At 60.4% G+C, this 19929-nt stretch carries 15 protein-coding genes; 6 read left to right on the top strand and 9 right to left on the bottom strand.

The window, feature by feature from the left end; all coding sequences use genetic code 11:
- Positions 1 to 21: 21 nt before the first annotated feature.
- From treC to MMG91_RS16745, 4 genes are all read left to right on the top strand, one after another.
- Positions 22 to 1671 (top strand): alpha,alpha-phosphotrehalase, encoded by a 1650-nt coding sequence (gene treC / locus MMG91_RS16760; RefSeq protein ID WP_310660198.1) that lies wholly within the window; start codon positions 22 to 24, stop codon positions 1669 to 1671.
- A gap of 95 nt (positions 1672 to 1766) precedes the next feature.
- Complete coding sequence (locus MMG91_RS16755) at positions 1767 to 2990, top strand: carbohydrate porin (protein WP_310660197.1); 1224 nt, start codon at positions 1767 to 1769, stop codon at positions 2988 to 2990.
- A gap of 62 nt (positions 2991 to 3052) precedes the next feature.
- On the top strand, positions 3053 to 5587 hold the full coding sequence (gene ptsP / locus MMG91_RS16750) for a phosphoenolpyruvate--protein phosphotransferase (protein WP_310660196.1): 2535 nt from the start codon (positions 3053 to 3055) through the stop codon (positions 5585 to 5587).
- A 2-nt stretch (positions 5588 to 5589) separates the two neighbouring features.
- Positions 5590 to 5880 carry a PTS transporter subunit EIIB gene (locus MMG91_RS16745; RefSeq protein ID WP_305446764.1) on the top strand — a complete coding sequence of 97 codons (291 nt, stop codon included), beginning with the start codon at positions 5590 to 5592 and terminating at the stop codon, positions 5878 to 5880.
- A 229-nt stretch (positions 5881 to 6109) separates the two neighbouring features.
- Here MMG91_RS16745 and MMG91_RS16740 read toward each other — a convergent pair whose 3' ends face one another.
- Positions 6110 to 6346 (bottom strand): short-chain dehydrogenase, encoded by a 237-nt coding sequence (locus MMG91_RS16740; RefSeq protein WP_305449855.1) that lies wholly within the window; start codon positions 6344 to 6346, stop codon positions 6110 to 6112.
- Positions 6347 to 6590: 244 nt separating this feature from the next.
- Here MMG91_RS16740 and MMG91_RS16735 point away from each other — a divergent pair, with 244 nt between their 5' ends.
- A complete protein-coding gene (locus tag MMG91_RS16735) occupies positions 6591 to 7967 on the top strand; it encodes a multicopper oxidase family protein (protein WP_310660195.1) in 1377 nt (458 codons plus the stop codon).
- The gene (tadA, locus tag MMG91_RS16730; protein ID WP_305503130.1) at positions 7967 to 8464 is read left to right on the top strand and encodes a tRNA adenosine(34) deaminase TadA; all 498 of its coding nucleotides are present in this window, start codon (positions 7967 to 7969) and stop codon (positions 8462 to 8464) included. Before MMG91_RS16735 ends, tadA begins: the two co-directional genes overlap by 1 nt.
- 130 nt (positions 8465 to 8594) lie before the next feature.
- Here tadA and cmoB read toward each other — a convergent pair whose 3' ends face one another.
- The 8 genes from cmoB to glyA form a co-directional block, all read right to left on the bottom strand.
- A complete protein-coding gene (cmoB, locus tag MMG91_RS16725) occupies positions 8595 to 9551 on the bottom strand; it encodes a tRNA 5-methoxyuridine(34)/uridine 5-oxyacetic acid(34) synthase CmoB (protein ID WP_305446761.1) in 957 nt (318 codons plus the stop codon).
- Positions 9548 to 10327, bottom strand: a complete 780-nt coding sequence (cmoA, locus tag MMG91_RS16720; protein WP_305446760.1) for a carboxy-S-adenosyl-L-methionine synthase CmoA — start codon at positions 10325 to 10327, stop codon at positions 9548 to 9550. The genes cmoB and cmoA overlap by 4 nt, the downstream gene beginning before the upstream one ends.
- A 167-nt stretch (positions 10328 to 10494) precedes the next feature.
- The gene (locus MMG91_RS16715; RefSeq protein ID WP_305446759.1) at positions 10495 to 11139 is read right to left on the bottom strand and encodes a lysoplasmalogenase; all 645 of its coding nucleotides are present in this window, start codon (positions 11137 to 11139) and stop codon (positions 10495 to 10497) included.
- Between the two features lie 2 nt (positions 11140 to 11141).
- A complete protein-coding gene (locus tag MMG91_RS16710) occupies positions 11142 to 11534 on the bottom strand; it encodes a protease inhibitor I42 family protein (protein ID WP_310660194.1) in 393 nt (130 codons plus the stop codon).
- Between the two features lie 231 nt (positions 11535 to 11765).
- Positions 11766 to 14183, bottom strand: a complete 2418-nt coding sequence (lon, locus tag MMG91_RS16705; protein ID WP_305503126.1) for an endopeptidase La — start codon at positions 14181 to 14183, stop codon at positions 11766 to 11768.
- Positions 14184 to 14511: 328 nt separating this feature from the next.
- Positions 14512 to 16920 (bottom strand): glucose/quinate/shikimate family membrane-bound PQQ-dependent dehydrogenase, encoded by a 2409-nt coding sequence (locus MMG91_RS16700; protein WP_305446755.1) that lies wholly within the window; start codon positions 16918 to 16920, stop codon positions 14512 to 14514.
- Between the two features lie 152 nt (positions 16921 to 17072).
- Complete coding sequence (locus tag MMG91_RS16695) at positions 17073 to 18455, bottom strand: carbohydrate porin (protein ID WP_310660193.1); 1383 nt, start codon at positions 18453 to 18455, stop codon at positions 17073 to 17075.
- Positions 18456 to 18688: 233 nt separating this feature from the next.
- Positions 18689 to 19927 (bottom strand): serine hydroxymethyltransferase, encoded by a 1239-nt coding sequence (glyA, locus tag MMG91_RS16690; protein ID WP_305503120.1) that lies wholly within the window; start codon positions 19925 to 19927, stop codon positions 18689 to 18691.
- Positions 19928 to 19929: the final 2 nt, after the last annotated feature.

Raw genomic sequence — 19929 nt, 5'->3', positions numbered from 1 at the left:
ACTTATCGAAGGAATCCCGCCATGCAAGACTGGCAACGTTCGGTGATCTACCAGATCTACCCGAAGAGTTTTCACAGCCACGCCGGCAACCCCACGGGGGACTTGCTCGGCGTCGTGGCCAAGCTCGATTACCTGCACTGGCTGGGTGTCGATTGCCTGTGGATCACACCGTTCCTGCGTTCGCCCCAGCGTGACAACGGCTACGACATCAGCGACTACTACGCCATCGACCCGAGCTACGGGACCATGGCCGACTGCGAATTGCTGATCGCCGAGGCCTGCAAGCGCGGGATCAAATTGATGCTCGACATCGTGGTCAATCACACCTCGATCGAGCACACCTGGTTTCAGCAGGCCCGCAGTAGCCTCGACAACCCTTATCGCGATTTCTACATCTGGCGCGACCAGCCGAACAACTGGGAATCCAAGTTCGGCGGTTCGGCCTGGGAGTACGAAGCTCAGACCGGTCAGTATTACCTGCACTTGTTCGACCACACGCAGGCGGACCTGAACTGGGACAACCCCCAGGTGCGCGCCGAAGTCTTCAAGATGATGCGTTTCTGGCGTGACAAAGGTGTGGGCGGCTTCCGGCTGGACGTGATCAACCTGATTTCCAAACCGGCGGATTTCCCCGAGGACAACAGCGACGGTCGGCGCTTTTACACCGACGGCCCGAACGTCCATGAATACTTGCAGCAGATGCACCGTGAAGTGTTCGAAGGTCATGATCTGATCAACGTCGGCGAGATGTCGTCCACCAGCCTGGAACACTGCATCCGCTATTCGCGGCCGGAGTCAAAAGAACTGTCGATGACCTTCAACTTTCATCACTTGAAGGTGGATTACCCGAACCTGCAAAAGTGGATTCGTGCCGAATTCGACTTCCTTGCACTCAAGCGCATCCTCTCCGACTGGCAAACCGGCATGCAGGCCGGCGGTGGCTGGAACGCGCTGTTCTGGTGTAACCACGACCAGCCGCGTGTGGTTTCGCGTTTTGGTCATGATGGCGAGCATCGGGTGGTGTCGGCGAAGATGCTCGGTACGGCGCTGCATTTCCTGCAGGGCACGCCGTTCGTGTATCAAGGTGAAGAGCTGGGCATGACCAATCCGGGGTTCGATCACATCGACCAGTACCGCGATGTCGAAACCCTGAACATCTTCCGGCTCAAGCGCGAAGCCGGTAGCAGTGACGTCGACAACATGGCGGCGATCATGCAGAAGTCTCGGGACAACGGTCGCACGCCTATGCACTGGAACGCCGAGCCGAACGCCGGTTTCAGCGCTGCCGAACCATGGATCGGCGTGCCGGCCAACGCGGCGCAGATCAACGTCGCACATCAACTCGACGATCCGGATTCGGTGCTGCATCACTACCGTCAGCTGATTGCCCTACGCCGCACCGAAATGCTGATGTCCGACGGTGTGTATCGGCAGTTGTTGCCTGAGCACACGCGAATCTGGGCGTATGTGCGTGAAGGCCATGGCGAGCGTTTACTGGTGCTGAACAACTTCTATGGCACGCCGTGCGAAGTCGAACTGCCGCCAGACGTGATCAACGAATCGATGACTCAACGTCTGGTGATCAGCAACTACCCGGACTGTCCGCCACGAAACAGGCAGGTGTTTCTACGGCCCTATGAGTCGTTCGTTCTGCACCTGACCAATCACTAAAAAAACACCGTTTCAAAAAACACGCAGAACGCTGCGCGGGGGAGTTTTGCGCGCCGATTTTGCTGCATCACACAATAAAAATAATGAGGTGGTTCTTGAAAACAACAATAAATCGCAGCCTTGTAGCGGCGGGCGTGTGCCTGGCATTACCACTGTCGGCCCAGGCGCTGGAGTTCGCCGGTTATTTACGCAGCGGCGTCGGCACCTCGGTCAACAGCGGTAAACAGCAGTGTTTCCAGCTGCCGGGAGCGCAGACCAAATACCGCTTGGGTAACGAATGTGAGCAGTACGCTGAACTTGAATTGCGCCAGGATCTGTACATCCTGGACGATGGTTCGGTGCTCAGCGTCGACGGCATGGCATCGCTGTATAACCAGTACGACAAGGACCTGACGTTCAACGGCGACAACGGCTCGGTGCGCCTGCCGCAGCTGTACGCGCAATGGTCGAACATGCCCAGCCTCAACGGCGGTTCGCTGTGGGCCGGTCGGCGTTACTACAAGCGGAACGATATCCACATTTCCGACTTCTACTACTGGAACCAGAGCGCCACCGGCGGCGGTATCGAAGATGTGCTGATCGGCGATCTGAAGTACAGCTACGCCTTCTCGCGCAAGGACAACCTGTACCAGAAGGACTATATCAACCGTCACGATTTCAACGTCGCCGGCTTCAACACCAACCCTGGCGGTGAGCTGGAATTCGGCTTGAGCTACATCGACAAACCCGACAGCCGCGACGCTCATCGCGGTTGGGCAATTACCACCCAGCATGTGCAGAAGGGCTTTCTTGGCGGCAAGAATAAATTGGCCTTTCAGTATGGCGAAGGCCCCGGCACCGGGTTGGGCTATACCGGTAACGTGAGGCTGGATGACAGCAGCAAAAGCTACCGCGTGGTGGAGTTCTTCGACTGGCAAGTGACGCCGCGTTTCGGCGGGCAAATCGAAGCGGTCTACCAGAAAGACATTCGCCCGGACGGCGCTGACCAGAACTGGATTTCCCTCGGGATTCGCCCGGCGTATGCGATCACCGAGCAGTTCAAGCTGGTGACCGAACTGGGGCACGATCAGGTTGAAGCCACGGGCGGGACGCGCAAGCTGAGCAAGTTCACCTTCGCCCCGACCTGGTCGCCCAAGGGCCCGGAATTCTGGGCGCGCCCCGAGGTGCGTCTGTATTACACCTATGCCAGTTGGAACGAGGCGGCCAAACGGGCGGCCAATGAACTGGCGGCGGGTTCGGCATTGTCCGACACCGGCGCCTTCGGCACGGCGCGACACGGTTCGAACGTCGGATTGCAGGTCGAGTATTGGTGGAAATAAGCGATGCTGTCGGAGCCTCGCGCTCCATCAGCACTTCAAAGAACAAAACAGCAGGTGACGTCATGGCCACACCCCAACAATTGCAGCTGCTGGCACCTTTGTCCGGCGTGCTGATGCCGCTGGACCAAGTGCCCGATCAGGTGTTTTCCAGTCGCGTGATCGGCGACGGTCTGTGCATCGATCCGACTTCGCAAACCTTGTGCGCACCGCTGGCCGGGGTGATCAGCAATGTGCAGGCCAGTGGGCATGCCGTCAGCATCACTGACGACAATGGCGTGCAGGTGCTGATGCACATCGGCCTCGACACCGTGAACCTGGCTGGAAAGGGGTTCACCCGGTTGGTGGAGGAAGGTCAGCGGGTAGCGGTGGGGCAGGCGCTGATCGAGTTCGATGCCGATTACATTGCCTTGAACGCCCGCAGTTTGTTGACCTTGATGCTGGTGGTCAGCGGTGAGCCGTTCACCTGGCTGACGCCCGAAACGGGAGTTGTGGAAAGCGGCCAACTGCTGCTGAGTCTGAATCCATCCGAAGTGGTGGCCGATGAAGGGGTTGTGGAGGAGGGCGAAGCGCTGTTTTCCAAACCGGTGACACTGCCCAATGCCAACGGCTTGCACGCGCGCCCTGCGGCAGTGTTTGCCCAAGCCGCGAAAAACTTTTCGGCGAGCATTTGCCTGCATAAACAGCAGGGCAGCGCAAACGCCAAATCCCTGGTGGCGATCATGGCTTTGCAGACCGCCCATGGTGACGTCCTGCAGGTCAGCGCGGCGGGCGCGGATGCCGAAGTGGCGATCAAGACGTTGGCCGAGTTGCTGGCCGCCGGCTGTGGGGAAACCGTGACGGTGATGGCAGAGGTTGAGACGGTTGCGGCGCGGACCTCATCGCTGAAGGTGCTGCGTGGTGTCTGTGCATCGCCGGGGTCGGCGTTTGGTCAAGTGGTGCAGATTGCCGAACAGACCCACGATGTGAGCGAATCAGGCGTTAGTCCTCAGGTTGAGCGCGAACACCTGTCCCTGGCGTTGGCGGCGGCGGTTCTGGATTTGCAGCAGTTGCGGGACAAGGCCACGGGGGACGCCCAGGCAGACATCTTCAAGGCGCATCAGGAACTGCTCGAAGACCCTGGCCTGCTGGATCAAGCCCAGGCACTGATTGACGCCGGCAAAAGCGCCGCTTTCGCCTGGCGTGCGGCCACCGAGTCGACGGCAGCCTTGTTCAAAAGCCTGGGCAATGCCTTGCTGGCCGAACGAGCGGCGGATTTGGCCGACGTCGGTCAACGGGTGCTCAAGCTGATTCTCGGCGTCGAGGATCGTGCAATGGAGTTGCCGGAAGGGGCGATTCTGATTGCCGAGCAACTGACGCCTTCCCAGACGGCTGGCCTGGACACGCGCAAGGTGCTGGGGTTCGCGACGGTCGGCGGTGGCGCCACCAGCCACGTGGCGATTCTCGCGCGGGCCTTCGGTTTGCCGGCGATCTGCGGCTTGCCGGTTCAGGTGCTGACACTGATCAATGGCACCCGGGTTTTGCTCGATGCCGACAAGGGCGAGTTGCAGCTGGATCCCGAACTGGCCGTCATTGAGCAGTTGCAAGCCAATCGTCAGCGAAAAAAGAAACGCCAACAATACGAGCTGGAAAATGCAGGGCTGGCCGCCTGTACCCGCGATGGGCGCCACTTTGAAATCACCGCCAATATCGCGTCGCTGGCCGAAGCCGAACAGGCCATGGCGTTGGGGGGCGAGGGCGTTGGTCTGTTGCGTTCGGAGTTTCTTTATCTGGATCGCAATCACGCGCCGAGCCGTGACGAGCAGGCCTCCACCTACAGCGCCATCGCCCGAGTCTTGGGCCCGGCGCGCAATCTGGTGGTGCGAACCCTGGATGTCGGCGGTGACAAACCATTGGCCTACGTGCCGATGGACCGCGAAACCAACCCGTTTCTGGGCATGCGTGGCATTCGTTTGTGCCTGGAGCGTCCGCAGCTATTGCGTGATCAATTCAAGGCAATTTTGAGCAGCGCCGGGCTGGCGCGCCTGCACATCATGTTGCCGATGGTCGCGCAGCTGTCGGAGTTGCGGCTGGCCCGTCAGCTGCTTGAAGAAGAGGCGCTGGCATTAGGGCTTACGGAATTGCCGAAACTGGGAATCATGATCGAAGTACCAGCCGCGGCACTGATGGCTGATCTGTTTGCACCCGAGGTGGATTTCTTCTCCATCGGCACCAATGACCTGACCCAGTACACCCTGGCCATGGACCGCGATCATCCACGACTGGCCAGTCAGGCCGACAGTTTTCATCCGTCGGTGCTGCGTTTGATCGCCACTACAGTGAAAGCCGCTCATGCCCATGGCAAATGGGTAGGTGTGTGCGGCGCCATGGCTTCGGAAAAACTGGCGGTTCCGCTATTGCTGGGGCTTGGGGTGGATGAACTGTCGGTGAGCGTGCCGTTGATTCCGGCGATCAAAGCGGCGGTTCGTGAAGTGGATCTGCTGGATTGCCAGGCCATCGCCCAGCAGGTGCTGGGTCTGGAAAGTGCCGAGCAGGTACGCGAGGCATTGCGGCTGCACCACGAGGCGACGGTCGATACTTCATTGATTCTGGAGAACTGAGCATGTTCGAGAAAATGCAGCGGGCGTTCTGGAAAGCGTTGACGCCGGACCTGGTGGTGGATGAGCCGAAAGTGGTGGCTCAGCCAGTTTCTGGTCTGGCGCCGAATGTCGTGGCCGCCCTGGGCGGTGTGGATAACCTCAAGTCCCAACAGCCGATGGCGCTGACCCGGGTCCGGGTGGAGTTGCGGGATGTGGCGCAGATGGATCGGCAGGCTTTGACGGTGGCTGGAGTGCCGGGAGTGATGATGCTGGAGGGTGGGATTGTTCATCTGATCACCGGGCTTCAGCCATAACCGGACCTTTGTGGTGAGGGGCTTGCCTGTGGCGAGAGAGCTTGCTCCCGCGGACAATCCTGATGTCACCAACTCAACACGGTGATCGTTCCCACGCTCCGCGTGGGAATGCCTCAAGGGACGCTCCGCGTTCCAGCCACACCGCCGCTGTCGAGCCAGACACCGATGCGACGCAGAGCGTCACGGGCTGCATTCCCACGCAGAGCGTGGGAACGATCATTCAGCAACGTTAGTCCGAAGGCCGAGCCCGAAACCGCCGCCCAATCACATCCAGCACATCACACCCATCGCGTAATGGAATGGCACAGAGCAAGGCAAAGTCACTGAGAATGAAGGACTCGCACTCGACCGAACCGCGCATCGACATGTTCTCAAGCACCTGCGTGACGGCGCGAATTCGATAGTTGGCAGCGTCATACAAAACATCGAGCGGCGCGTGGGTATCGACGAACAGGGTGGGCATCATGCGCAGGAGTAGGAGTACCGAGCACTCATGAACCTCGGCCACGCCGAAGCGTGTCCCGCGCACAGCCGCCGCGAACGATCTTACGGACACGAATCGCGGGCAAGCCTCTCTCCTACGGAATCGAGGCGGACCGCTGACTGTGACCATCCGCCGCGCTGCCCTTACTGTTTCTCATCCGCAGGTGTATCGTATTCGCCTTTTGCAGGCCTCGTGCCTGTGGCTGATACGTGAGGTAGTTGAGTTCATGTCCTTTACCCGTCGACAAATACTCGGTGGTCTGGCCGGTCTTGTGGTGGTTGGCGTGGGGGCCGGTGGCGCGTCGCGCTACTGGCTGGGCAAAATGGCCGACGCTGACGCCGGTCACGACTATGAGTTGATCGCCGCACCGCTGGACGTCGAACTGGTGGCCGGGCACAAGACGCCTGCCTGGGCGTTCGGCCCGTCGGCGCCGGGCACTGAGTTGCGCGTGCGTCAGGGCGAATGGCTGCGGGTGCGCTTCATCAACCACCTGCCGGTGGCGACCACCATTCACTGGCACGGCATCCGCCTGCCGCTGGAAATGGACGGCGTACCGTACGTCTCGCAATTGCCGGTGCTGCCGGGCGAGTACTTCGACTATAAATTCCGCGTGCCCGATGCCGGCAGCTACTGGTATCACCCGCACGTGAACAGCAGCGAAGAGCTCGGTCGCGGATTGGTCGGCCCGCTGATCATCGAAGAGCGCGAGCCCACCGGTTTCAAATACGAAAAGACCTTGAGCCTCAAGAGCTGGCACGTCGATGAGGAGGGCGCTTTCGTAGCGTTCAGCATTCCTCGCGAAGCGGCCCGTGGCGGCACGGCGGGGGGCTTGTCGACCATCAACGGCGTCTCACAAGCGGTGATCGATTTGCCCGCCGGGCAGATCACTCGTGTACGTCTGCTTAACCTCGACAATACGCTGACGTACCGCCTCAACATTCCTGGCGTCGAAGCGCAGATCTACGCGTTGGACGGCAATCCCATTGAACCGCGCCCCTTGGGCAAGGAATACTGGCTGGGGCCTGGCATGCGCATTTGCCTGGCGATCAAGGCGCCGCCGGCCGGCGAAGAACTGTCGCTGCGCAATGGCCCGGTACGCCTGGGCACCTTCCGCTCAGTGGCCAATACCGATGCGCCAACCGAGTGGCCGTCGGCGCTGCCCGCCAACCCGGTGGCCGAGCCGGACCTGGCCAATGCCCAGAAACTCAACTTCAATTTTGAATGGGTGGGCTCGGTGTCGGTCAATGTCGAAAACGGCAAGCCGCCAAGCCTGTGGCAGATCAACGGCAAGGCCTGGGACATCACCGACAAGACCTGCGCCGATCGACCGATTGCCAAGCTCGAAAAGGGCAAAAGCTATATTTTCGAATTGAAGAACATGACTCAGTATCAACACCCGATCCACCTGCATGGCATGAGCTTCAAGGTCATTGCCTCGAACCGGCACAAGGTCATCCCGTACTTCACCGACACGTACCTGTTGGGCAAGAACGAGCGCGCGCAAGTGGCGCTGGTGGCGGATAACCCGGGGGTCTGGATGTTCCACTGCCATGTGGTCGATCACATGGAAACCGGCCTGATGGCCGCCATCGAGGTGGCGTGATGCGTCAGATTCGCCCCGCAGCGATTATCGATCGCAGCCGTGATCGTGATTTCATGCGCGAAGCCCTGGCCCTGGCCGCTCAAGGCGCGGCGCTGGGTGAAGTGCCGGTGGGCGCGGTGCTGGTGCAGGACGGTGAAATCATCGGGCGCGGGTTCAATTGCCCGATCAGCCGCAACGACCCCAGCGCCCACGCCGAGATGGTCGCGATTCGCGCTGCTGCCCTGGCCGCCAGCAACTATCGCCTGCCGGGCAGTACGCTTTACGTGACCCTGGAGCCGTGCAGCATGTGCGCCGGGCTGATCGTGCATTCGCGGATCACGCGGGTAGTGTATGGCGCGCTGGAGCCCAAGGCCGGGATTGTGCAGAGCCAGGGGCAGTTTTTTACCCAGGGCTTTTTGAATCATCGGGTGTTGTATGAGGGGGGGGTGTTGGCGGAGGAGTGTGGCGCGGTGTTGAGTGAGTTCTTTAAGGCCCGAAGAGCAAAACCTTCAGAGTAAACACCGATACCTGTGGGAACGGGCTTGCCCGCGATGGCGTCGGCACATCAAGCATTGATGTTGACTGAACCACCGCTATCGCGGGCAAGCCCCGCTCCCACAGGTTTATCTAGTGTCTGGGAGATTGGGGCTACTTGCGGGCGACGATGACGGCACGCATCGGCGCCGGCAGCCCTTCGATCGTTTTGCTGTGATCTTCCGGATCCAGGAAGTCGCTCAACGACTGATACTTCATCCACTCCGTCCCGCGTTGTTCTTCGACCGTGGTCACGCTCACATCCACGCAGCGCACATCGCTGAATCCGGCGCGGCGCAGCCACAGTTCCAGCGCGGGTACCGATGGCAGGAACCACACGTTGCGCATCTGCGCATAACGGTCCTCCGGCACCAACACCTGCTGCTCATCGCCTTCGATCACCAGCGTCTCCAGCACCAGCTCACCACCCTTGACCAGGCAATCCTTCAGCGCCAGCAAATGCTCGATCGGCGAGCGGCGGTGATAGAACACGCCCATGGAAAATACGGTGTCGAAACCTTCGAGGTTCGGCGGCAGGTCTTCAAACGGAAACGGCAAGTGCCAGGCATTGGGTTCGGACAGGTAACGCTGCACCGCCTGGAACTGGCAGAAAAACAGCCAGTTCGGGTCGACGCCAATCACACTGTCGGCACCGGCGCCGAGCATGCGCCACATGTAATAACCGTTGCCGCAACCGACATCGAGAATGCGTTTGCCTTTCAGGTCCAGGTGCGGAGCTACCCGGGACCACTTCCAGTCCGAACGCCATTCAGTGTCGACATGCACACCGAACAGGTCGAACGGCCCTTTGCGCCATGGTGATAATCCCATCAATGCAGTACGCATCTGCGCACGGGTTTCATCGTCGCAATCAGTGTCCAGTTTCAAGCCATTCAACAAGTCGACTTCGCTTGGCTGAATCTTCGGCAGCGCGTCCAGCGCGCTCTGCCAGCGTTCCAGGTCGCCGTGACCCTTTTCCATTTTCTTGTCGAGTTGTGCTTGCAGGGTGTTGGCCCATTCGGCCAGCGGAGTACCGGCCAGACGGCGGGCGAGGGGGGACAGATCAATCATGGCAAGGCAATCAACGAGGCAAAGTTAAGACACTGGAACCACGGCACGACTTTCGAGAACCCGGCGGCCAGCAGGCGCTCGCGGTGTTCTTCGAGGCTGTCGGGCTTCATGACATTTTCGATGGCGCTGCGCTTCTGGGCAATTTCCAGTTCGCTGTAGCCGTTGGCGCGTTTGAAGGCCACGTGCAGGTCGGTGAGCAGCGCGTGTTCTTCGGGGTCGTTGAAGCGCAGCTTCTCCGAGAGGATCAGCGCGCCACCGGGCAACAGCGATTGGCGGATGCGCGAGAGCAGCGCAGTGCGCTGGTCCGGGGCGATGAATTGCAGGGTGAAGTTCAGCGCCACCACCGAGGCCGGCTGAAATTCCAGGGCGAGGATATCGCCTTCGATCACTTCCACCGGCAACAACTCCTGGAACATCGAATCCTGACCGTTGAGGTATTCGCGGCAACGCTCGACCATGGCGGCGGAGTTATCCACAGCGATCACTCGGCAGCCGTCAGTGCGCACGTGACGGCGCAAGGCCTGGGTCACGGCGCCCAACGACGAGCCCAGGTCGTAGAGCACGCTGTTGGGCTGGGCGAACTGCGCGGCGAGCACGCCGAGGTTTTCCACGATAGTCGGATAACCCGGCACCGAGCGCTTGATCATGTCCGGGAACACCCGCACCACGTCCTCGTTAAAGGCGAAGTCAGGCACCTGGGCCAAAGGCTGGGCGAAAAGGCGATCGGATTCTTTGCTCACGGCGGTTCCAGCGGCATAGGTGGAAAAGGCCGGCATTTTAGCCAAATTGACGGGGGGATGCGCGGGTTGTCTGATAAACCGCGTTTACCCCATGATCGTTCCCACGCTCTGCGTGGGAATGCCTCCCATGACGCTCTGCGTCACATCCAACGCGGGACGCGGAGCGTCCGTGGCTGCATTCCCACGCAGAGCGTGGGAACGATCTATAGAGGACGGCGAACTGATTGAGAAAAAGCCGACGCCGCAATCCCCCATTGCCCCAGCCAATAGCTGAGGATGATCACGTAAGGCGCGGCATGGAATGGCATCACAAACCGGTTAATGCCAATCACGCTGTCAGAAAACACAAACGCCACTGCGCCCGCCGCCGCCAGCAGCGCCGAGCGTTGGGGCACGTCGGTGCCGAGGCGGGCCAGCGCGCGCCAGAGCATGGCGCTGATGGCCAGCCCGTAGACGATCACCGGGATCAGCAGCGGTCCCAAGCCATTGGAAATCAGAATCCCCAGCAGCACCGCTCCCACGCTCAACGCAATGATCAACGGCAATAGCGCCAGACGCCGGCAATCGCTCAAATAAGCCTTCAGATACGCCAAATGCGCGACCAAAAACGCCCCAAGGCCAAACACGAACAAATCTTGCGGCAACGCCAGCAACACATCGCCAACCAGGGAGAAAATCAAACCCAGGCTGATCCAGCGCCGATAGTCACTGGGCGGTGCATCGTGCAACCAGCCGAGCAGGGCCAACACTGGCAACGGTTTGACCAGCAGGCAGAGCAGCGTCGCATGCACACTGAGGCCATAGAGAAAGGTCACCGCGCCCATCAGCGCCAGAATCAGCCAGCCCACGATCAGTTAACCGCGATGGCGCAGTCGAAGGTTTGCACCGCTGGTACTTCCGGAGCCCACGGTTGTGAGTAAGTCAGCCGCAAGCGACCCGTTCCGGTGGCAAAGGCCTGGAAGCGCCAGGTTGAGAGGCCGGCGCTGCCGACGACTCCGCCGTCTTCCGGGTTGCTGTAAACCTCGGGGCTGAGCGCGCGCAACACGCCACCGGCCGAATCCTGAATCGCCCAGCGGTAACCCGTGGTCGGGTTGCTGGGCAGGGTCAGGATCAGGTTTTGCCCGCTGTTCAGTTGCACCGGGCATTCGCTTTGTTTTTCCACGGTCACGTTCTGTTTCGATTGCGTGGCGCAAGCGCTCAGCAGGGCGAGGGCGAGGGGGATCAACAGGCGGGTGGGGGACATAAGATCAGCGGCTCCGGCATTCACGACGAACGGCGAGCATAACTGAAGATGAGACAAAGTGTGACAGCCAGCCCGGGATGGCCGTGAGGGAGGGTGTCGTCAGTGCCGACGCCTTCGCGGGCAAGCCCGCTCCCACAGGGTTTTGTGGTGAACACAAGATTTGTGAACACCCCGGATCACTGTGGGAGCGGGCTTGCCCGCGATGGCGGCGGTGCAGGCACTACTTAACTATCAGAACAATATCTTCGCCACATCCGCAAAGCGCTTGGCAAAGTGCACGGTAATCCCTTCTTTCAGATACTCGGGCAGTTCTTCAAAGCTACCGCGGTTTGCTTCCGGCAGAATCAGTTCGAAAATCTTCTGCCGCCGCGCCGCGATCACCTTCTCACGCACGCCGCCAATCGGCAGTACATGCCCGGTCAGCGTCAGCTCACCGGTCATGGCCACACCTTTTTTCGGTGGCTGGTTGCGGGCGAGCGAGAGCAGGGCGCTGGCCATGGTCACGCCGGCGCTCGGGCCGTCTTTCGGCGTGGCGCCTTCCGGTACGTGAAGGTGAACGAAGGCTTCGTCGAAGAACGTCGGATCGCCGCCAAATTGCTTCAGATTGGAGCTGACGTAGCTGTAGGCAATTTCTGCCGATTCTTTCATCACCTCCCCCAGTTGCCCGGTGAGTTTGAAACCACGGTTGAGGGTGTGAATACGCGTGGCTTCGATCGGCAGGGTCGCGCCGCCCATGCTGGTCCAGGCCAGCCCGGTGATAACACCTATACCGGACAATACTTGCTCATTGCGGAACACCGGTCGGCCGAGTGAGGCCTCCAGGTCTTTCGGGCCGAGTTTGATCACTGCTTTCGGCTCGTCGATCAGCTTCATTACGGCCTTGCGCACCAGTTTGCCGAGGTTTTTTTCCAGCTGCCGCACCCCGGCTTCACGGGCGTAGCCGTCGATCAAGGCTTTCAATGCGTTGTCGCTGATGCTCAGGCTGCCTTTGGACACGCCGGCTTTCTCAAGCTGCTTCGGCCACAGGTGACGTTTGGCGATGGCGACTTTCTCTTCGGTGATGTAGCCCGACAGGCGAATCACTTCCATCCGGTCCAGTAACGGGCCGGGTATTGAATCCAGGGTGTTGGCGGTGCAGACGAACAGCACTTTCGACAGGTCCAGGCGCAGATCCAGGTAATGGTCGAGGAATTCGACGTTCTGTTCCGGATCGAGGGTTTCCAGCAGCGCCGAGGCGGGGTCGCCCTGGTAGCTCTGGCCCATTTTGTCGATCTCGTCGAGCATGATCACCGGGTTCATCACTTCAACGTCTTTCAACGCGTGGACGAGTTTGCCCGGTTGTGCACCGATGTAAGTGCGGCGATGGCCCTTGATCTCGGCTTCGTCGCGCATGCCGCCAACGCTGAAGCGATAGAACGGCCGGCCAAGGGTTTCGGCGATGGATTTGCCGACACTGGTCTTGCCCACGCCCGGTGGGCCCACCAGCAACACGATGGAGCCGCTGATCTCGCCTTTATAAGCACCGACCGCGAGGAATTCGAGGATGCGGTCCTTGATGTCGTCGAGGCCTGCGTGGTGTTTGTCCAGCACCTTGCGCGCGTGCTTGAGGTCGAGTTTGTCCTCGCCGTACACGCCCCATGGCACCGAGGTCGCCCAGTCGAGGTAGTTGCGGGTCACTGCGTATTCCGGTGAACCGGTCTCGAGGATCGACAGTTTGTTCATTTCCTCTTCGATGCGTTTCTGCGCCTGGGGCGGCAACACCTTGCCCGTCAGACGTTGCTCGAACTGCTCGATGTCGGCGCTGCGATCGTCCTTGGTCAGGCCCAGCTCTTGCTGGATGACCTTGAGTTGTTCCTTGAGGAAGAACTCGCGCTGATGCTCGCCGATCTTGCGGTTAACTTCGGCGGAGATCTCTTTCTGCAGACGCGCGACTTCGACTTCCTTGCGCAGCATCGGCAGGACTTTTTCCATGCGCTTGAGCATCGGCACGCAGTCGAGCACTTCTTGCAGCTCGCTCCCCGTGGCCGAGGTCAGGGCGGCAGCGAAGTCGGTCAGCGGCGACGGATCGTTGGGGCTGAAGCGGTTGAGGTAGTTTTTCAGCTCTTCGCTGTACAGAGGGTTGAGCGGCAGCAGTTCCTTGATCGCGTTGATCAGCGCCATGCCGTAGGCCTTGACCTCGTCGGTCGGCTCGGTGGGCTGGTGCGGGTATTCGACTTCCACCAGGTACGGCGGGCGATGGTGTTTGAGCCAGGCTTTGATGCGTACGCGGGTCAGCCCTTGAGCGACGAATTGCAGTTTGCCGTTTTCGCGACTGGCGTGATGGACTTTGACCAGAGTGCCGTATTCCGGCAGGGCTTTGGTATCGAAGTGGCGCGGATCTTCCTGGGGGGTGTCCATGAAGAACAGGGCCAGGGAATGGTGGTCGGATTGGCTCACCAGTTCGAGGGTTTCGGCCCACGGCTCTTCGTTGACGATCACCGGCAGTACTTGCGCCGGGAAGAAGGGCCGGTTGTGGATCGGGATGATGTAGACCTTGTCCGGCAGGTTCTGGCCAGGCAGGGCGAGGCCTTTGCCGGTGGGGTGGTGTTCGACGTTGTCTGTTTCGGCGTATTCGCTCGTGTCTTCGGGGAATTCTTGCTGGTCGGTCATGGGGCACCTGCGCAATAGGATATGGGTCTTAGATGGGGCAGGTGGGGGGTGGTTTCAATGGGCCGGGATATTTCAGCGTGTGTGTTCAGGGTTTTGACAGGTGTTGGCGGCCTTCGGGCCGACCATGCTTTGGTTGGGGCGGGTGAATCAAGATCAAGAGCTGCAGGCGAACTAACGCTCGACCTGTTGAGTGGTGAGGGGCGGGTGTACGCCGCTCTATTAATGGGAGCGGGCAAGTCTCGCTCCTACAGGGGGGCGGGGATTGCAGCGCCCACAAAAAAGGCGACCCCCTCACAGGAGTCGCCTTTGCTTTAACTGCCGTTACCGCTTATTCCGACAGTTTGTACGCAATCACATAGTCACCTTGCTTGGTGCCCAGCGATCCATGACCACCCGCAACAACGAGCACGTATTGCTTGCCGTCTTTACCGGTGTAGGTCATCGGTGTGGTTTGCGCGCCAGCTGGCAGGCGGCCTTCCCACAGTTGCTTGCCGTTTTTCACGTCGTAGGCGCGCAGGTACTGGTCGAGGGTGCCGCTCAGGAAGGCCACGCCACTGGCGGTGGTGAAGGCGCCGCCCAGGCTCGGTACGCCCATGCTCAGAGGGATTGGAACCGGCGAGCTGTCGCGCACGGTGCCGTTCTTGTGCATCCAGATGGTTTTGTTGGTGGTCAAATCGACCGCCGCCACGTAACCCCAGGCCGGTGCCTGGCACGGCAGGCCCATTGGCGACAGCAGGGCTTCGAGGATCACGCCATAAGGCGCGCCTTTGTTGGGTTGCACGCCTTCGGTTTCGCTGACGCGAGGGCCTTGTTTGGCGATTTCGGCGGCCGGGATCAGTTTCGATTTGAACGCCATGTAGCTCGGGTTCACGAAAGCAATCTGACGCACCGGGTCAACCGAGATGCCGCCCCAGTCGAACACGCCGAAGTTACCGGGATAAACGATCGAGCCTTGCAGCGATGGCGGGGTGAACATGCCGTCGTAACGCAGGGATTTGAAGTCGATCCGGCACAGCATCTGATCGAACGGGGTCACGCCCCACATGTCGCGTTCCTTGAGGGTCGGCGGCACGAAGTTCAGGTCGGACATCGGTTGGGTCGGCGAAGTGTAGTCGCCTTCCACCGCGCCTTGCGGCACCGGGATTTCCTTGATCGGCACGATCGGCTGACCATTGCTGCGGTCCAGCACGTAGATGCTGCCTTGCTTGGTGGACGCCAGCACCGCCGGTTTCACACCGTCTGCGGTTTTCAGGTCCATCAGGGTTGGCTGGCCACCGACGTCCATGTCCCACAGGTCATGGTGGGTGAACTGGAAGTGCCAGCGCACTTTGCCGGTGGCGATGTCCAGCGCGGTCAGGCCGGCGGCGTGCAGTTCCGATTCAGGGGTACGCGCGCCCCCGAACTGATCCGGGGTCTGGTTGCCCATCGGCAGGTAGATCATGCCGAGTTTTTCGTCGACGCTGAAGATGGACCACATGTTCGGCGAGTTGCGGGTGTAGACCTTGCCTTCGGCAATCGGCGTGGTGTCGTCCGGGTTGCCGCTGTCCCAGTTCCACACCAGTTTGCCGGTGTGCACGTCGAACGCGCGGATCACACCGCTTGGCTCGTCAATGGAAACGTTGTCGGTCACGTGGCCGCCAATCACCACCAGGTCTTTGGTGACCGCCGGTGGAGATGTGGAGTAATAACCGCCGGCGGTGAATTCACCGATGTTGGTCGTCAGGTCAACCTGGCCACCGTTGCCGAAGTCTTCGCACATTTTGCCGGTGTCGGCGTTCAGGGCGATCAGACGGGTGTCGGCGGTCGGCAGGAAGATCCGGCGCGGGCAGACGCTGGCCACTGGCGCGTTGGCAGTGCCGGTCGGGCTCTGCTCGGACGCGTAGGCGGCGTCATCGTGATAGGTCACGCCACGGCAGGTCATGTGCGCCCAACCCTTGAAGTTCGCCGCGTTTTGCGTGGAGAGCTTCGGGTCGAAACGCCAGAGTTCCTTGCCGGTGTCCGGGTCCAGCGCGATCACCTGGCTGTGCGGCGTGCAGACATAAAGCATGCCGTTGGCTTTGAGCGGGGTGTTTTCGGCGGTGGTTTCGCCCGGGTCATTCGGGCCCGGCAGGTCGCCGGTGCGGTAGGTCCAGGCGGGTACCAGTTTGCTGACGTTCTGCGGGGTGATCTGCGCCAGTGGCGAGTAACGATCGCCATGGGCGCTGCGGCCGTAGGAGTTCCAGTCACCATCGGGCATGGCCGGGGCGGTATTGGTCATGCCAGGTACGGCGTCACGATCCAGTTCGCCTTTGATTTCACCGGGGTTGGTGAACAGGCTGGCCAGCGCGGCGATACCGGCGATGACCACAGCAGCACTCAGCACACCGGTGCCGACCGGGTTGAACTCGCCGGTACGCAACGGGCGACGAAACCATGGCAGCAGCATGACGATACCGAGGGCAAAGAGCAGCGCCAGACGTGGCACCAATTGCCACCAGTCCAGGCCAACTTCCCACAGTGCCCAGACCGTACTGGCGAACAGCACCACCGCGTACAGGCTCAGCGCTGCATAACGGTCGGCCAGCAGCAGCCCGCCGGTCAGCATCAGGCCGATACCGGCCAACAGGTAATACAGCGAGCCGCCGAGCATGCTCAGCTTGATCCCCCCGGCCAGCAAGGCCAGGCCCATTAGTAGAAGCACGATACCGAGCAGGCTCGGCAGCAGACGGCTTCGACTGAAAGCACCATCAGCGCTCATAGTGTGGTTCTCCGTGACGTTTTAAGTAGTCCTGCGCAAGTTCACTGTAGATGACGATCTGGCGCGGGCATGGTTCAGTTGAGAAAGGTGTGCGGTTGATGCAATCCCTGTGGGAGCAGGCAAGCCAGCTCCCACAGGTCTTGTGGTTTTAATTAGAACGACGACTGGATCTTGATCCCGCCAATCAGCGCGTCATCGACCTTGTCCACGCCACCGGGGTGGCGGATGTATTGCAGGTTCGGGCGCACGGTCAGCCAGTTCGTGACGTGCACGCCGTAATAGAGTTCGGCGCTGTATTCGGTGTCTTGCGGTGGCAGGAACGACGGGTCGTCGTAGTCGAAGACGGCGCGGGCCTGATTGGTGGCCTCGGCGTTCTTGCGGTAGGCCGGGTTGACGTGGACACGGGCCAGGGCGAAACCGATGTCGTCCCGGGCGCGGGCATCGAACAAGCCCTTGTAGACGACGCCAGCCTGGACGTAGTTATCGATGGCGTTGGTCTTTTTGTCGTGCATCGTGGCGTTGGCGAACACGCTCAGGCCCCGAGAGTTGTCACTGGCGCGGCTGGTCAGTTGCTGCTGTATACCGAGCCACACGCCATGCTTGCTCGATGCGCTGCGGTAAGCCTCGCCACTCAGTGCTGCCGGCTGGCCGTTGCTGTCCTTGTAGACGTCGGTGGCCTTGGCGTTGCTGTAGTAGTAACCGGCGCGGTATTCACCCGGCAGGCCATTGAATTTCGGAGTCCAGACCAGTTCCACCGGCAGGATCGCGCCCTGAGTGCCGCTGCCGCTGAGCTTGAAACCGTTGTCCCGATCCAGATTGGACGGGTTCTGCTCGTAGGCACCAACCTGCGCGTACAACTCCGGCGTCAGGTGATATTTGACCCGCATCGCCCACTGGCTGACCGGCCAGTTGTACCAGATGTCGCCCACCCAGTTACCGACCTGGGAGCCGCAGAACGCCAGGTTCTGGAAGTCGCAGGGGAAGCTGTTGAAGTCTTCACCCTCGCCGAAGCGGCCGACTTTGATATCGAGCTTCTGATCGAAGAATTTCTGCTGATACCACATCTGCGTCAAGCGCCAGGTCTGGCCGCGGCCCCAGACTTCCTGAGCCGAGGTGAAACCGCCGACACGCGGATCGTTGATCCGGTCGTTGCTGATGTTGTTGCCATTGCGCTCGGTGATGGTCAGCTGAAATTCAGCGTCGTCCCAGCCGAGAATCTTCTGCAAGTCCAGGTGGGTGCCAAAGCCGAACTGGTCGCTGTAGCGCGCGGTGCGGTCATGGTCGTAGCCACCGTGCAGATTGCTGCCCATTTCACCGGTGTAATCGACCTTGAAGTCGTAGCCTTTTTCCGAAAGCTCGGTGCGCGTGCCGTTCCAGTCACCGAGCATCCACGGCGAATCGCTGTCGAAGGCGGGTGCAGCCTGGGTGCAGGTGGCGAGGCCCAGTGCGGTGAATCCACCAATCAGGTTGAGAGCTTTTCGACTGGCCACAGGGAGTAAGACAGCGCTGTCTCGCGGAGTTTGAAAATCAGGCATAGAGAAGGAATTCTTGGTCTTTTTCTAAAAGGGGGGGGACTGAACGCAGCGGGGGAGAAGCGTTTCAGCTGGACGGGCGTAAGGATAATGTTCTGTTACACATAGAGAAAGGGCTTTTACTGACATGGATCATTTCGGATTTGGTAATAGTCGGCTGCGACCGGTCGCCGCAGTGTCCGATGGTGCCAAAAAAAAGGCGGACTGAAGCGTCCGCCCGTTATATTTCCGTGCCGTTAATTCAACAGATAGACCGGGAAACATTCACACAAATGCATCACCCGTCGACGGACATTGTCCAGCAGCGCCGCATTGGTCGGTTGCTCAAGCAGGTCGGCAATCAGGTTAGCCACTTCGGCGCATTCGGCTTCGCCGAAGCCGCGCGTGGTCAGGGCGGGTGTGCCGATGCGAATGCCGCTGGTGATCGCAGGTTTTTGCGGATCGTCGGGGATCGCGTTCTTGTTCAAGGTGATATGGGCGCTCTCGAGCAACGCCTCGGCATCTTTTCCGGTGATGTTCTTGGCGCGCAGATCGAGCAGGAACATGTGGCAGTCGGTGCCACCTGACACCACCCGCAGGCCCCGTCGAGTAAGGATGTTCGCCATGGTCCTGGCGTTGTCGATGACGCGTTGCTGATAGTGCTTGAACTCATCACCGAGGGCTTCGTTGAACGCCGCGGCCTTGGCGGCGATAACGTGCATCAGAGGTCCACCCTGATAGACCGGGAATATTGTCTTGTCGAGCAACGCCGCGTGTTCGCGTTTAGCCAGGATCAGTCCGCCCCGTGGGCCGCGTAGCGTTTTATGAGTGGTCGAGGTGACGAAGTCGGCAATGCCGACCGGCGAGGGATACAAGCCGGCTGCGATCAGTCCGGCGTAGTGCGCCATGTCAACCATCAGGTATGCCCCGATTTCATCGCAGATATTGCGAAAGCGCTGGAAGTCGATGGTCCTGGAATACGCCGAGGCACCGGCAATGATCATTTTCGGCCGATGTTCCCGGGCCAGGGCTTCCATCTCGGCGTAGTCGAGGGTTTCGTTGTGTTTTTCCAGGCCGTAAGAGTACGCGGTGTAGAATTTGCCGGAGAAGTTTACCGAGGCGCCATGGGTCAAGTGGCCGCCATCGGCCAGGGACATTCCCAGAATCGTGTCGCCAGGGTTGAGCACAGCGAGAAACACGGCCTGGTTGGCCTGGGAGCCGGAGTGCGGCTGGACGTTGGCATATTCGCTACCAAACAGTTTGCAGGCACGTTCGATGGCGAGGCTTTCAATCTCGTCGACCACTTTACAGCCACCGTAATAGCGCTTGCCCGGGTAACCTTCGGCGTACTTGTTGGTCAGTACCGAACCTTGAGCTTCCAGCACTTCTTCGCTGACGTAGTTTTCCGAGGCGATCAGCTCCAGGTGGGTTTCCTGGCGGTTGCGTTCGCGGCCGATCAGGCGAGCGAGGGTGGGGTCTAAATTCTGCAGGCTCATGG

The organism is Pseudomonas sp. JL3, from assembly GCF_031570575.1.
In the GTDB taxonomy this organism is placed as follows: domain Bacteria; phylum Pseudomonadota; class Gammaproteobacteria; order Pseudomonadales; family Pseudomonadaceae; genus Aquipseudomonas; species Aquipseudomonas cucumis.
Note: the sequence above shows the minus strand (reverse complement) of the source record. Positions and strands in the feature narration are given on the sequence as shown.

Excerpts from the sequence above, each read along its gene's own strand:
- tadA (WP_305503130.1), top strand. The coding sequence starts at position 7,967 with ATGCGTCAGATTCGCCCCGCAGCGATTATCGATCGCAGCCGTGATCGT.
- cmoA (WP_305446760.1), bottom strand. The coding sequence starts at position 10,327 with ATGCCGGCCTTTTCCACCTATGCCGCTGGAACCGCCGTGAGCAAAGAA.
- MMG91_RS16695 (WP_310660193.1), bottom strand. The coding sequence starts at position 18,455 with ATGCCTGATTTTCAAACTCCGCGAGACAGCGCTGTCTTACTCCCTGTG.
- lon (WP_305503126.1), bottom strand. The coding sequence starts at position 14,183 with ATGACCGACCAGCAAGAATTCCCCGAAGACACGAGCGAATACGCCGAA.
- ptsP (WP_310660196.1), top strand. The coding sequence starts at position 3,053 with ATGGCCACACCCCAACAATTGCAGCTGCTGGCACCTTTGTCCGGCGTG.
- glyA (WP_305503120.1), bottom strand. The coding sequence starts at position 19,927 with ATGAGCCTGCAGAATTTAGACCCCACCCTCGCTCGCCTGATCGGCCGC.
- MMG91_RS16740 (WP_305449855.1), bottom strand. The coding sequence starts at position 6,346 with ATGATGCCCACCCTGTTCGTCGATACCCACGCGCCGCTCGATGTTTTG.
- treC (WP_310660198.1), top strand. The coding sequence starts at position 22 with ATGCAAGACTGGCAACGTTCGGTGATCTACCAGATCTACCCGAAGAGT.
- MMG91_RS16745 (WP_305446764.1), top strand. The coding sequence starts at position 5,590 with ATGTTCGAGAAAATGCAGCGGGCGTTCTGGAAAGCGTTGACGCCGGAC.
- MMG91_RS16710 (WP_310660194.1), bottom strand. The coding sequence starts at position 11,534 with ATGTCCCCCACCCGCCTGTTGATCCCCCTCGCCCTCGCCCTGCTGAGC.
- MMG91_RS16700 (WP_305446755.1), bottom strand. The coding sequence starts at position 16,920 with ATGAGCGCTGATGGTGCTTTCAGTCGAAGCCGTCTGCTGCCGAGCCTG.
- MMG91_RS16735 (WP_310660195.1), top strand. The coding sequence starts at position 6,591 with ATGTCCTTTACCCGTCGACAAATACTCGGTGGTCTGGCCGGTCTTGTG.
- cmoB (WP_305446761.1), bottom strand. The coding sequence starts at position 9,551 with ATGATTGATCTGTCCCCCCTCGCCCGCCGTCTGGCCGGTACTCCGCTG.